This window comes from Lonepinella sp. BR2474 (assembly GCF_051851555.1).
GTDB lineage: Bacteria > Pseudomonadota > Gammaproteobacteria > Enterobacterales > Pasteurellaceae > Lonepinella.
Map to the genome: position 1 here is coordinate 90,556 of NZ_JBPDVH010000003.1, position 13,896 is coordinate 104,451.

Here is a 13,896-nt window from a genome sequence, read left to right on the forward strand (position 1 = left end):
CATTGTAATTCCCCCTTGAATTTCTGAACATTTACCCCATTTTCTTGTCATATTCATACACAAGCGATTCATTTAATTTTTAAAAAGGAAATGTTATGAAAATGAAAAAAACCAGTTTGGCTTTAACGGCTATCGCATTAGGATTAAGCGTATTAAGCACCCCAATGACCAGTATGGCTGAATTGCCAAGTGATGTCGCAGGCGTTGCCGTGCCAAGCCTTGCACCGATGTTGGAAAAAGTATTGCCTGCGGTGGTCTCCATTGATGTCGAAGGCAAAGAAAAAAGTACGGTAAACGATCAACAAATTCCTGAAGAATTTCGTTTTTTCTTTGGGGATGATTTCTTTGGTAATCGTGGCAGTCGCTCGCCTCGCCAATTTAAAGGGCTCGGCTCAGGCGTGATTATTAACGCTGAAAAAGGTTATGTTTTAACCAATAATCATGTAATCGACAAAGCCGATAAAATCACGGTGACACTACAAGATGGACGTGAATTTAAAGGTAAAGTGTTAGGAGCTGACAAACAATCTGACGTCGCATTAGTGCAATTAGAAAAACCGAAAAACCTCACTCAAATTAGCATTGCCGACAGTGATAAATTACGTGTTGGTGATTTCACTGTGGCGATCGGTAATCCTTTTGGTTTAGGTCAAACCGTGACTTCGGGTATTGTTTCTGCCTTGGGTCGTTCTACGGGATCCGACAGTGGCACCTATGAAAACTATATTCAAACTGATGCGGCGGTAAACCGTGGTAATTCAGGAGGCCCATTAATCAACTTAAAAGGGGAATTAATTGGAATCAACACGGCCATTATTTCTCCAAGCGGTGGCAATGCAGGAATTGCCTTTGCCATTCCTTCCAATATGGCGAATAATTTGGTGCAACAAATTATCGAATTTGGTGAAGTTCGCCGTGGCGTATTAGGCATCAAAGGCGGTGAACTCAATGCAGATTTAGCCAAGGCCTTTAATATTGATGCACAACAAGGTGCATTTGTGAGCGAAGTTTTGCCAAATTCAGCTGCTGCTAAAGCCGGCTTAAAAGCAGGTGATGTGATCACGGCATTAAACGGTCAAAAAATCAAAAGTTTTGCTGAATTACGAGCCAAAATTGCCACCTCTGGTGCTGGTAAGAAATTTGAATTAACCTACTTACGTGACGGAAAAACAGAAAAAGCCGAAGTAACATTACAAGCAGATGATTTTGCGAAATCTGGCGAAACCAGCACTGACGGCATTCTTCCAGCACTTGAGGGCGCCGCATTAACCAATGGTAAAGACGGTATTGAGATTGAAAAAATCGAGAAAAATTCACCTGCAGCACAAGTTGGCTTGAAAGTCGGTGATGTCATTGTCGGGGTTAACCGTCAACCGGTCAAAACCTTAAAAGAATTACGTGATGCCATTGATGAAAAACCATCTGCCGTAGCATTAAATGTTAAACGTGGACATAATAATTTCTATTTATTAGTACAATAATCTGTACAACGTAACGAAAGTGCGGTAAAAATATTGAAAGAATTTTTACCGCACTTTTTTGTCAATTGAAAAAAGTTAGCAAAGATAACGAGGGACAACCGATTTTTGGCATTAATTTAGTGCCGTTAAATTCAGGTGTGATTCGGGTTGGTGATAAGGTAGAAATATTAAGAACAATGCAGTAAAACAAAGGGCGTCATAAGACGCCCTCGTGAAAAATTATTACTTATTAATCAAACTCAAAAACTCTTTTCGGGTTTCCCGATCTTCTAAGAAAACACCACCAAAAGCTGATGTTACCGTGTAACTATTGCTGTCTTTAATTCCTCGGCATTTTACGCAAAAATGCGTGGCTTTTACATAAACTGCCACATCTTCGGTTTCCAAAATAGTTTGAAACGCCAATAACACTTGCTCAGTCAAACGCTCTTGTACTTGCGGACGTTGCGCAAAAAAGGCCACTACTCGATTAATTTTAGATAAGCCGATCACCCATTTTTTCGGGTAATAGGCCACAGACACGGTGCCATCAATAGTAACAAAATGATGTTCGCAAGTACTGGTCAACGTCACGTCATTGACCAATACCATTTCGCTCACTTTCATACGATTTTCAATGTTGGTAATTTTCGGGAAATTGGCGTAATCCAGTCCACTAAAAATTTCATCCACAAACATTTTTGCCAAACGGTGCGGGGTTTCTTCAATACTATCGTCCGTTAAATCTAAGCCGATCAACGCCAACACATCACGCATTTTACTTTCAATTTCATCACGGCGTTGATCTTTACTCTTGGTCAAATTAACCATTGGGGTTTCAATCCCTTTTGCCACTAAGGCATCACGCACCTTAATGGCTTCTGCTGAAATATTGCTCATTTACAACTCCAATAAAATAATGGGCTATTCTAACAAACATTCAGCGAAGAATAAAACCAGAATATTCATTAACATCGTGAAAAATTTTAGTATAGAATAAGGATATGATTAATATTCAATAACAGGATTACCATGCTCACACTACAACAAGCCCTAGATAACATTCTCAATACCTTACCCACGCCCACTAAACATCAGCAAGTTTCCCTTGATCAAACGGTCAATTTAGTCTGTGCGGAAGATGTGATTTCGCCGATTAATGTGCCGTCTTTTGATAATTCGGCCATGGACGGCTATGCGGTTCGTTTAGCGGATATGGAAAAATCGTTAACCCTTTCCGTTGCAGGAAAATCTTTCGCCGGCAGTCCATTTACAGGCGAATGGCCAGCTCAAAGTGCGGTGCGAATTATGACCGGAGCCATGTTGCCAGCGGGGGCGGATACCGTAGTGATCCAAGAAGAGGTTATCGTCAATGATGACGGCACCATTACCCTTTCCACTGTACCAAAAAATAACCAAAATATTCGTCGTATTGGCGAAGATGTAAAAATTGGTGATGTGGTGTTAAAAAAAGGCCAAAAACTCACCGCAGTTTCTTTGCCATTATTGGCCTCTTTAGGGATTTCAACGGTTGACGTTTATCCACGTTTAAAAGTCGCCGTACTTTCCACCGGAGATGAACTCGTGCCTGTTGGACAACCGTTGCAAGCGGGACAAATTTACGATACCAATCGTTTTACGGTAAAACTGATGTTAGAAAAACTCGGCTGTGAGGTGCTAGATTTTGGCATTTTGCCAGATAATGAGCAACAATTTGAACAAGCCTTTTTGAACGCTCAGGCTCAAGCAGATTTGGTCATCACCAGTGGCGGTGTATCGGTTGGCGAGGCGGATTTCACTAAAACCGTATTAGAAAAAGTGGGCGAAGTCAATTTCTGGAAAATTGCCATGAAACCTGGTAAGCCGTTTGCCTTTGGTAAATTGCCAAATGCGTGGTTCTGTGGTTTACCGGGTAATCCTGTTTCGGCGTTAGTCACGTTTTATCAGCTTGTTCAACCGGTGATTGCTCGCTTATCAGGCGCAGATTATCAACCTGCTACACTACTTCAAGCGATAGCCATTGCCCCAATGAAAAAAGCCGTCGGACGCATGGATTTTCAACGTGGCTTTTATCAAGTCAATCCACAAGGAAAAATTGAAGTGCAATCCGTAGGCTTTCAAGGTTCCCATTTATTCAGTGCCTTTGTGAAAAGTAACTGCTTTATTCGTATTGAGAAAGAACGTGGTAATGTGGCTGTGGGGGAAACTGTCACCATTGAACCTTTTAGTGATTTATTGAGATAAACCATGTCTGAATTGAACTATGCAGAAGAACTCCGTTACAACCGCCAAATTATTTTAAAATCGGTGGATTTTGACGGGCAAGAAAAACTCAAAGACAGTCGCATGTTGATTGTTGGATTAGGCGGTTTGGGCTGTGCAGCAAGCCAATATTTGGCTGCTGCAGGTGTGGGACATTTGACCTTGTTGGACTTTGATACGGTTTCCCTTTCCAATTTACAACGCCAAGTCTTGCATACAGATGAACGCATTGATATGCCGAAGGTCACATCCGCCAAAATCGCCTTGCAAGCCCTTAATCCACATATTGAAATTCACACGATCCATGAAAAACTGGACGAAAAAAAATTAGCTGAACTGATACAGCAATTTGACGTGGTGTTAGATTGTACCGATAATGTAGAAAGCCGTAACCAACTTGATCTGGCTTGTCAATCGGCATTTGTGCCATTAGTTTCAGGTTCCGCGATTCGCATGGAAGGGCAAGTTTCGGTGTTTAGCTATGAACCCAATACGCCAACTTATCACCATTTAAGCCAATTATTCGGTGACAATGCGTTAAGTTGCGTAGAGGCAGGCGTTCTCTCCCCGATTGTGGGAATTGTCGGTTCAATTCAAGCCATGGAGGCGATTAAAGTGCGGTTAAAAATCGGCAATATTTTAGCAGGGAGATTACTCATGATTGATGGATTTTCCATGACCTTTCGTGAATTGAAATTACCTTGTTAATGTTGTAATGCAACGTATTTATTCCCTTTTTTGAATAAATCGTTTATCTACTTTTTTTATTTTTAACCACTATTTAGGGGTACAGCAATGAAAAAATCATTGTTGGGCTTAGCTATTGTCGGGGTAATAACGTTAATCGCTAAAGCCTTATCTTTCTCAACACTCGCCAGCCAATTACATCTTGGCGCCTTAACCCTTGCTATTTTATTGGGGTTACTCGTCGGTAACACGCTATATCCCAAATGGCAACAACAATCCCATGCGGGTGTCACCTTTGCTAAAGGGCGGTTATTACGCATAGGGATTGTGTTATACGGTTTCCAAATCACCTTTCAAGACATCGCCCAAGTAGGGGCAAACGCCATTATTAGCGATGCGATTATGTTGATTTGCACCTTTTTCATCACCTGTACATTGGGCATTTATCTGTTAAAAATAGACAAACAAATTGTCTATCTCACCGCATCTGGTTGCAGTATTTGTGGTGCAGCCGCTATTTTGGCGACTGAACCAGTGGTGAAAGCGGATTCACATAAAGTATCCGTTGCCGTTGCTTTAATCGTGATTTTCGGCACAATTTCCATGTTTCTCTACCCGATTCTCTACCAATATATTCAGGGATTAAGTGACAATCAATTCGGCATTTATATCGGCTCATCAGTACATGAAGTCGCACAGGTTTATGCGGCTGGGAAAAATATCAACCCCGAAGTTGCCAATATTGCCGTCATCACCAAAATGCTCCGAGTCATGATGCTCGCCCTGTTTTTAGTTGTATTATCTTATTATTTACACAAACAACAAGCTCAAACGGGTGAGAAAAGCCCATTTAATATGCCGTGGTTTGCCTTGTATTTTATTTTGGTAGCGGTGTTTAATTCTTTCCAATTATTACCTGCTCAACTGGTCCAATTTTTAATTCAACTAGACGGTATTTTATTGATGATGGCAATGACCGCTCTCGGTCTAACCACTCATATCAGTGCCATTAAACAAGCTGGCATTAAGCCGTTGATTTTAGGTTTTTTGGTGTTTTTATGGTTGGTGATTGGGGGATTTGTGGTGAATTTTGTGATGCAAAACTTATTTATGTAAATAGATTTAAAAAGTGCGGTAAGAAATAGCTGATTTTTGATCTCTCCCTCTAAAATGGCTACAATCAAAATATCAAAGAACAGCAAACTCCATCATTAAGGATAAACACTATGCACCAGACCATTCCAATGCAAACTTTTTATTATGGTTTTCCCGTGGTTCTACTGACCACTTGCGATGAACAAGGACATAGCAATATTTCACCAATTTCATCCAGTTGGTGTTTAGGTGATAATATCGTGATTGGTTTAGGAACTTGCGGCAAAGCCTTTGAAAATCTACAAGTTTGCCCTGAAGCTGTTTTGAATTTACCTGATAACACAATGTTTCAACGAGTCGAAAGCATAGCACCTTTCACGGGTAAAGCTGAGATTCCTAAACATAAACAAGGTATTTATGCTTATTGTTCGGATAAATTTGCTCAGGGAAAATTAACCGCTCAAACATCAATACAAGTTCGCCCGACTCGTATTGCGGAATGCCCCATTCAAGCCGAAATGCGGTTGCAACAAATTAGCCAGCGAGATGGTTATGCCATTATAGAATTTAAAATTGTTCAACTGCACGCACAACAGCATTTAGTGAATGAACAAGGGCATATTCGCCCAGAATCTTGGCAACCGTTGATTTATAATTTTCGCCACTATCACGGATTAAGTGAGTCATTAGGTAAAAATTTTCGGGCGAGATAGCAGAATAAAAATGCGGTGAAAAACAACAAAATTTTTCACCGCATTTCGAGCAAAATCTGATTAAATTAGAAATTAATCACCTTATCCGCCCACAATGTCCAAGCGGAAACATCATCTAATGTCCCGACACTCACCCCTTGCACTAACGGCAAATGTGTAATGCCTCGTGCTTTGGTGCAACTGGTGCAAAGTTTGGCCTCGGCACCTAAACCCGTTAAGACTTCAAGAGTCTGTTGTACATTGTAACCGTCATTTGGATTTTGGCCGGCTAAACCAGACAACACCGAATCAGAGAAGAAAAAGGCTTTGATTTCAACGTCTTTACCGTTTTCTTCCAATAAGTTCACCGCAAAACGCAAACCGTTAAAGGTTTTCTCGGTGCCGTAAGGCGATTCGTTAAAAATAAATAATAATTTTTGCATAACATGTCCTTGTTGTTAGCCAATCCAAATAAATTTAATTAAGAATAAAATCGATACCACCCAAACTGAGGCATTAATTTCTTTCCAACGGCCAGTACAGGCTTTCATCACGCAGTAGGTGATAAACCCAAAGGCAATCCCCTCGGTAATAGAATAAGTGAATGGCATTAATGCGGTGGTAATAAAGGCAGGGGTGGCCTCGGTTAAATCGCTCCATTCCACTTCAATTAAGCTAGATGCCATTAAGATTCCAACGAAAACTAACGCCCCCGCAGTGGCATAGGCTGGCACTAAACCGGCTAATGGAGAGAAGAAAATGGTTAATAAGAATAAGATACCGACCACAACAGCGGTTAATCCCGTACGACCGCCTACCGAAACACCTGAACCACTTTCAATGTAAGTACTGATGGCAGATGTTCCCATAAATGAGCCTACCATGGCGGAAGTACTGTCTACTAACAACGCTTGTTTCATTTTCGGGAAACGACCTTGTTCATCAGCAAAACCCGCTTTGGTGGTGACTGCAATTAAGGTGCCTGATGAGTCAAATAAGTTAACCAACAGGAATGAGAAAATAATACCCAATAAGCCTAAATCAAAGGCTCCCGCAATATCCACTTGGCCCACCACCGCATCTAAACTCGGCGGCATAGACATAATACCATGGAATTGCACGGCGGGATCGAAGATTAACGCTAAGGCGGTAATCACCACGATAGAGGCTAATACGCCAGAATGCACGCCTTTGGCGGATAACACCACGATAATGAAAAAGCCTAAAATGCCCATCAGAATTTTTGGATCGTGCAAGTCACCCAACGCTACCAGTGTGGCCTCGTTCGGGATAATTAAGCCCATGTTTTTAAAGCCAATTAAGGCAATTAACAAGCCAATCCCCGCACCAATCCCTACTCGTAAGCCTTTTGGAATGGCGGACATAAACCAGTAGCGAATTTGTAACACGGTAAGCAAAAATAAGCCAACGGAACCTAAGAAAATAGCCCCCATGCCCACTTGCCAAGAATAGCCCATTTTAATCACCACGCCATAAGCAAAAAAGGCGTTTAATCCCATTGCTGGCGCCAACGCAATCGGCAAGTTACTAAACAAGCCCATGGCAATAGTACCAAAGGCAGCAATTAAACAGGTGGTGACGAACACCACTTGAGTGTCCATGCCGGCTGCACCCAATACCGCAGGGTTAACAAACACGATATAGACCATGGTGAAAAAGGTAGTGATACCGGCTACAATTTCCGTTTTGGTGTTGCTACCCTTTTGTTTTAGCTGAAAAAGTTTTTCTAGCATATTGATTTCCTAAGTTAAGGTTGTTGATTAAAAAGTCTTTCCAATAATTGAACAGCCAAGCACGCTAAATTAAAACGTTGCTCATCTGCGACCGTCCAAAATTCTACGCCATTTTCGCTTATTTTTAAATCACTAATATGTAATTTTACGGTTTCTTCATTATTTTCTTGTTCACCGTTGAGAACCGGTGTGATTTTTTCCTCAAGTTGAATAAGATCCTGTTGTTGCCATGTGGATTTAATTTGCTCAAGGTCGATTTGATAATCCGAAAGTGCGGTGATTTTTTGAGCTAAACCATAAAAAACAGGCACTTGAATGCTGTGATAAACCACCGATAAGGTCGGAAAAATTTTGTTGATTTGGGTAGCGTAACTGCTTTCCAAGGGTGCGACATCAAAGGCAAAACGTGGCTCATTTTCATCTAACGGAATGCCATTCAGTAATCGAGCAGTTTGTCCGACCAGTTTGCTCACGGTTTCACCGTTGTGATAAGAGGCCGGCACAAGCGAACTAACGATTGCTTGGTTAATAGGATATTGTGCCATGAATGCCGACAAGGCCAATACAGTTTGGGTGATTTGTGGATTCGGCAAGGCAATAATATTATGCAAGGCGTTACGTTGTCGCAACTCTGTAATTAGTTCATCATTGACCGTCGGCACAATCACGGGAACCGCAGAAATACTGGCACACAGCCCCAACATATCGATCACCACACAACCCTGTTCTGCGGCATTGGCAATATGCGGTGCTTGCTCTGTTTTACCGGCAAATAATACATAATCAAATGCTGACCAGTCCACCTCAGCGACTGGAATTTGCGCCACCGATTTATTGTGAAAACGTACGCCTTGTTCTTCATTAAAGGGGTAAATTTCTACCACCGTTAATTGGCTAATTTCAAGGCGACTTTGCTGTAAAAATTCGGTAATTTTTTCACAAAGCTCAAATTCCGCCGCAATGGCGAGATTTAATTTATTCATTTTTTGCCCTCATCGTAATAAAATAACGCTACATTCTATACTTTTTCAGGGAGAAAAGAAAATGACACCCGCCATAGATTTACTAAAAAAACAAAAAATTGCTTTTACCTTACACACCTACGATCACGATCCAAATAATACCCATTTTGGCGACGAGGCAGCGGAAAAATTAGGCTTAAATCCGAATCAATCTTTTAAAACCTTACTGGTGGCAGAAAATGGGGATCAGAAAAAATTAGCCTGTTTTGTGTTGCCCACCGCCAATATGCTTAACCTGAAAAAAGCCGCCAAAGCTATTGGTGTGAAAAAAGTCGATATGGCAGACAAAGAATTTGCGCAGAAAAGTAGCGGTTATTTGGTCGGGGGAATCAGCCCGTTAGGACAAAAGAAACGGCTCAAAACCGTGATCCACCAAAGTGCGGTGAATTTTGAGCACATTTTTGTCTCTGGCGGAAAAAGAGGATTAAGTGTGGAACTGGCACCACAGGATTTAGCGCAAGTATTGGGCGCAGAATTTGTGGATATTGTGGATGATGAATAATACAAAAAAGTGCGGTGATTTCACCGCACTTTACCTGTTAATTTGCCCTGTTGATTTGCCCTATTTATCAATCATGTTGGCGATGATCATTGGCTTGTTGTAATAATTGACGGCTCTCTTTCATAAATAAATCCGAATATTCCCCAAACCATTGGCTCACTTGATTAAAGGTATCAATAAAGCCTTGTTTATCGCCGGTTTCAAAAAATTTCAGGCTTTCCACATAGCTGTCTTTGAGGCTTTCAATCACGGCTAAATTTTCGGGTTTATCCAGAATAATATCCGCATATAAGCCGCCATCTTGGGCAAATAAACGCCCGATCATAGCCAATTCTAAGCGATAAATCGGTGATGATAAGGCTAATAAATTGGCTAATTTTACCGGTTGTTTGGATAAATGTAGGCCGTTGGCAAAAGTGGAAAAATGGCGTAAGGCTTGGATATAGGTCATGCTGTGATCATGTTCCGCCGCCTCGACCTGATAAATTTTCGCCCCCCAAATCGCCATTTGCTCAAGCAACCATTGATAACGTTCAGGATAACGCCCATCACAACGCACAATGACCTGTTTTGCCATACTGGCGACATCAGGGCCGAACATAGGATGTAACCCCACAACTGCCCCATGATGGACTTCCAACATTTTTTGTAATGGCTGACGTTTAACCGAGGTTAAATCCGTTAATAACATATTTGGGGTTAAATAAGGTTGCAAGCGTTTAATGGTGTCTAAGGTATTGGCAATCGGTACACAGACAATGACCACATCAGTATTGGCCAAAATGTGCTCCGCACGTTGCCAATCTTGGCGACCTAATATCTCCACGGTATAACCAGATAAACCTAAGAAACGCACAAATAATCCGCCGAGTTTACCATTCCCCCCGACCACCACAATTTTTTTGATGTCAGGGTTAACGGTTTTAAAACCAAAATGATTTTCACTGGTGTAAGACTCCCGCATAAAACGGCGTAACACATCTTCAATTAAATCCGCTGGTACCCCGATTTTTTCCGCCTCTTGACGGCGAGCGGCTAACATATCTGCCTCCCGTTCAGGCACATAAATGGGCAAACCATGTTGATGTTTCACTTCACCGACTTTTTTCACCAACGCCAAACGTTTAGCAAACAGCTTAATCAGTTCGCCATCTACGCTATCAATTTCAGTTCTAATCTCTTTTAATACGTCCATTTTATCTTCCGTCAAGATTCAAGTGCGGTCTATTTTACTTGATTTTTTAAGCCATCTGCAATGTTATGTAATAAGCGTTCGGTGGTGTCCCAATCAATACACGCATCCGTAATTGACACGCCGTATTGCATTTCACTGACGGGCTGTTCTGCGGATTGATTGCCCGCATGAATGTTGCTTTCCAACATCAAACCAATAATCGAACGATTGCCATTAATCAACTGTTGTAACGCATTTTCTGCCACAGCGGGTTGTAAACGATAATCTTTATTGGAATTGGCATGGCTGCAATCGATCATAATGGCGGTTGCTAAGCCCGCTTTTTCTAATGCCTGTTCACATTGTTGGACAAATTCAGCTTGGTAATTCGGGGCTTTGCCACCACGTAAAATCACATGACCATCAGGATTGCCCTCTGTATGCAATAAATTCACCTGTCCTTTTTGGTTAATCCCGATAAAACTATGTTGCATTGCGGCCGCTTTCATGGCATTAATGGCCGTTGCTAAACTGCCGTCTGTGCCATTTTTAAAGCCAACGGGCATGGACAAGCCCGAGGCTAATTCACGGTGCGTTTGTGACTCGGTGGTTCTGGCGCCAATAGCTGACCAACTGAATAAATCCGCCAAGTATTGTGGCGTAATCGGATCCAATGCCTCGGTGGCTAGCGGTAAGCCCATTTCTGCTAAGTCCAGTAATAATTGACGAGCGATATGCAAGCCATTTTCCACATCAAAGGTACCATCAATTTTAGGATCGTTGATCAACCCTTTCCAACCCACGGTGGTACGAGGTTTCTCAAAATAGACTCGCATGACAATATACAGTTGATCTTGCACGTCATCAGCCAATGCTTTTAAGCGTTTCGCATAATCCAATGCGACCACGGGATCATGAATAGAACAAGGACCAATCACCACCAATAAACGGGGATCTTTTTTATGAATAATATTGGAAATATCTTGGCGGTGTTGCTCAATTTGATGACGTAAATGAGGAGATAAAGGCAATTTTTGCTTTAATTCACGTGGGGTAATTAAGACTTTTTCGTCGACGATATGGACGTTATGAATGCTATCTTTGTTCATTTTTATTTCCTTTTGTAAATTTATAATTACACTTAATGTAAAAATAAAATTACACGATAAATAAAAAAATAGCAACCCATTTTTATAAAAAAATAAGGCGTATTTTAGATACGCCTTATTTTAGGATTTATTCAGCTTAAAGTGCGGTCAAATTCTGTAACGTTTTCTCCCCCACTTGTGTCAACATATCCTTACGTTCTTGATCGCTAATCACATATAAATCACCAAATAATTGATGATCAATATCGGTAATCCCACAATAATTAAACAAACCATTGACCAAACACACATCCAATGCTTGTGCAAAGCCTTTGGCTTGATAAGCCTCTACGTTATTGCCGATATTAATAAACTGTTGCATTTTTTTACCTTGCAACAAACCAACCGAACCTTGTTCACTGCTTTGATAAGCAAATCCATGGGTAAACACACGATCTAAATAGCCTTTTAACATGGCGGGAAAACCCATCCACCATACGGGATAAACCAAGGTGATCAAATCCGCTTGTTGAATTAATTTCTGCTCATACAGCACTTCTTCAGGAATAATGCCTTGCCATGCGCCTTGCATTTCTTCTTGCGATAAGACAGGGTTAAAATTCATGGCGTAAAGGTTTCTCACCACCGTATTTGCGCCAAATTGCTCACTGCTTTTCACTACTTCATCCACAAGGGCTTTGGTGAAACTGTTGTTATTGGGGTGAGCAAAAATAATGACATGTTGTTTCATTGATTCACCTTTTGCACGATTAATGTGATGCCTTGTACACTCAGCACTTGAATGCTATCGCCGACGCATAGTTTGTCATGCTGTGCCGATTGAATCCGCCAAGTGGTATCACCAAAATGGCCTCGCCCAATGCCATTGTCATGGATTTCTTGCACAAATCCAACGCTGCCAAGCATGGCATGATCTCGTTGATTTAAGTGACTGCGTTTTTCATCAGACAGATCTTTTTGATGTTGATATTTCCACCAACCTAGACTTAATAACGTGGCCAAAATGGCGTAAATAATGCCTAAACTGGCCAGTGAAAAATCAGGGAAACATTTCATTACGCCCGCCACAGCAATAGCGGCCAGTCCCCACCAAAGGAGGAAAATACCAGGTAGTGCCAACTCTGCAATTAACAAGGCAAAGCCCAGAATTAACCAATGCCACACTGTCCACGTTTCAAACCATTCCATGAATTATCCTTATTTTTTATCGCCCTTTAACAATTCCGCAATGCCGGCTACTGAACCAATCAAATTGCCCGCCTCTAACGGCATTAATACCACTTTGCTGTTGTTTGAACCGCCAATATGTTTTAAGGCCTCGGTGTATTTTTGCGCAATAAAATAATTAATCGCTTTGGTATCGCCGTTGGTAATCGCCTCGGAGACCATTTGGGTCGCTTTGGCCTCGGCCTCCGCCGCACGTTCTCGAGCCTCGGCTTGTAAAATCGCCTCTTGTTTTTCCCCTTCCGCACGTAAAATACGAGATTGTTTTTCCCCCTCGGCACGTAAAATTTGGGCTTGACGTACCCCTTCGGCCTCTAATACTTCCGCCCGTTTATTCCGTTCCGCTTTCATTTGCGCATTCATGGCCTCGCTTAATTCACGTGGCGGACGCACATCTCGAATTTCAATACGAGTGACTTTCACACCCCAAGGATTGGTCGCCTCATCCACGATCGCAAGCAAACGCCCGTTAATGCTATCACGTTGTGACAACATTTCATCCAGTTCCATACTCCCTAACACGGTACGAATATTAGTCATCACCAAATTGACAATCGCCTGTTCTAAATGATTCACTTCATACGCCGCACTACGAGCGTCAATCACTTGCACAAAGCACACCGCATCAATGGACACATTGGCGTTATCTTTGGAAATCACTTCTTGTGATGGAATGTCTAGCACCTGTTCCATCATATTAATTTTACGCCCAACCCGATCCACAAAAGGAATCACAAAGTTCAAACCGGGTGAAAGGGTTCGGGTATAACGCCCAAAACGCTCAATGGTCCAGTGATAACCTTGTGGTACGGTTTTTAAAGTTGAATATAAAATAAACGCAACTAAAGCAATAAACACTATCGTTGCGACAGGTAAGCCATCATAAAAATCCATCTTGTCCTCCTTTATAAACTA

The 13,896-nt window shown here is 41.7% G+C and carries 15 protein-coding genes; 6 read left to right on the forward strand and 9 right to left on the reverse strand.

Features of this window, described 5'->3' with window-relative positions; translation table 11 throughout:
- The first annotated feature begins 101 nt into the window (after nt 1-101).
- Entirely contained in the window at nt 102-1,481 is a 1,380-nt protein-coding gene (locus ACTG7Q_RS05395) for a Do family serine endopeptidase (RefSeq protein WP_439241940.1), read from the forward strand.
- Between the two features lie 222 nt (nt 1,482-1,703).
- On the opposite strand, the gene folE is transcribed toward ACTG7Q_RS05395, so the two are convergent.
- Nucleotides 1,704-2,360 carry a GTP cyclohydrolase I FolE gene (gene folE / locus ACTG7Q_RS05400; RefSeq protein ID WP_439241666.1) on the reverse strand — a complete coding sequence of 219 codons (657 nt, stop codon included), beginning with the start codon at nt 2,358-2,360 and terminating at the stop codon, nt 1,704-1,706.
- A gap of 132 nt (nt 2,361-2,492) precedes the next feature.
- Here folE and moeA point away from each other — a divergent pair, with 132 nt between their 5' ends.
- From moeA to ACTG7Q_RS05420, 4 genes are all read left to right on the forward strand, one after another.
- A complete protein-coding gene (gene moeA, locus ACTG7Q_RS05405) occupies nt 2,493-3,704 on the forward strand; it encodes a molybdopterin molybdotransferase MoeA (RefSeq protein WP_439241668.1) in 1,212 nt (403 codons plus the stop codon).
- A 3-nt stretch (nt 3,705-3,707) separates the two neighbouring features.
- A complete protein-coding gene (moeB, locus tag ACTG7Q_RS05410; protein ID WP_439241670.1) occupies nt 3,708-4,430 on the forward strand; it encodes a molybdopterin-synthase adenylyltransferase MoeB in 723 nt (240 codons plus the stop codon).
- Nucleotides 4,431-4,517: 87 nt separating this feature from the next.
- Complete coding sequence (locus tag ACTG7Q_RS05415) at nt 4,518-5,525, forward strand: YeiH family putative sulfate export transporter (protein ID WP_439241672.1); 1,008 nt, start codon at nt 4,518-4,520, stop codon at nt 5,523-5,525.
- Between the two features lie 110 nt (nt 5,526-5,635).
- The gene (locus ACTG7Q_RS05420) at nt 5,636-6,217 is read left to right on the forward strand and encodes a flavin reductase family protein (RefSeq protein WP_439241674.1); all 582 of its coding nucleotides are present in this window, start codon (nt 5,636-5,638) and stop codon (nt 6,215-6,217) included.
- Between the two features lie 65 nt (nt 6,218-6,282).
- On the opposite strand, the gene ACTG7Q_RS05425 is transcribed toward ACTG7Q_RS05420, so the two are convergent.
- The 3 genes from ACTG7Q_RS05425 to ACTG7Q_RS05435 are packed head-to-tail and all read right to left on the reverse strand — an operon-like array spanning nt 6,283 to nt 8,933.
- Nucleotides 6,283-6,639, reverse strand: coding sequence for a DsrE/DsrF/TusD sulfur relay family protein (locus ACTG7Q_RS05425; protein WP_439241676.1), 357 nt, complete (start codon nt 6,637-6,639; stop codon nt 6,283-6,285).
- A gap of 15 nt (nt 6,640-6,654) precedes the next feature.
- Complete coding sequence (locus tag ACTG7Q_RS05430; protein WP_439241678.1) at nt 6,655-7,950, reverse strand: NCS2 family permease; 1,296 nt, start codon at nt 7,948-7,950, stop codon at nt 6,655-6,657.
- Between the two features lie 14 nt (nt 7,951-7,964).
- A complete protein-coding gene (locus ACTG7Q_RS05435) occupies nt 7,965-8,933 on the reverse strand; it encodes an oxidoreductase (protein ID WP_439241680.1) in 969 nt (322 codons plus the stop codon).
- A gap of 61 nt (nt 8,934-8,994) precedes the next feature.
- Here ACTG7Q_RS05435 and ybaK point away from each other — a divergent pair, with 61 nt between their 5' ends.
- Complete coding sequence (ybaK, locus tag ACTG7Q_RS05440) at nt 8,995-9,474, forward strand: Cys-tRNA(Pro) deacylase (RefSeq protein WP_439241682.1); 480 nt, start codon at nt 8,995-8,997, stop codon at nt 9,472-9,474.
- A 67-nt stretch (nt 9,475-9,541) separates the two neighbouring features.
- On the opposite strand, the gene tyrA is transcribed toward ybaK, so the two are convergent.
- The 5 genes from tyrA to ACTG7Q_RS05465 all read right to left on the reverse strand — a co-directional run bounded on the left by tyrA (nt 9,542) and on the right by ACTG7Q_RS05465 (nt 13,875).
- Nucleotides 9,542-10,669 (reverse strand): bifunctional chorismate mutase/prephenate dehydrogenase, encoded by a 1,128-nt coding sequence (tyrA, locus tag ACTG7Q_RS05445; RefSeq protein WP_439241684.1) that lies wholly within the window; start codon nt 10,667-10,669, stop codon nt 9,542-9,544.
- A 29-nt stretch (nt 10,670-10,698) separates the two neighbouring features.
- Nucleotides 10,699-11,757: a 3-deoxy-7-phosphoheptulonate synthase gene (locus ACTG7Q_RS05450; protein WP_439241686.1), complete on the reverse strand. Its 1,059-nt coding sequence runs from the start codon at nt 11,755-11,757 to the stop codon at nt 10,699-10,701.
- A gap of 136 nt (nt 11,758-11,893) precedes the next feature.
- Nucleotides 11,894-12,487: an NAD(P)H-dependent oxidoreductase gene (locus ACTG7Q_RS05455; RefSeq protein ID WP_439241688.1), complete on the reverse strand. Its 594-nt coding sequence runs from the start codon at nt 12,485-12,487 to the stop codon at nt 11,894-11,896.
- Nucleotides 12,484-12,945 (reverse strand): NfeD family protein, encoded by a 462-nt coding sequence (locus tag ACTG7Q_RS05460; protein WP_439241690.1) that lies wholly within the window; start codon nt 12,943-12,945, stop codon nt 12,484-12,486. Before ACTG7Q_RS05460 ends, ACTG7Q_RS05455 begins: the two co-directional genes overlap by 4 nt.
- A 9-nt stretch (nt 12,946-12,954) precedes the next feature.
- Nucleotides 12,955-13,875: an SPFH domain-containing protein gene (locus ACTG7Q_RS05465; RefSeq protein ID WP_439241692.1), complete on the reverse strand. Its 921-nt coding sequence runs from the start codon at nt 13,873-13,875 to the stop codon at nt 12,955-12,957.
- Nucleotides 13,876-13,896: the final 21 nt, after the last annotated feature.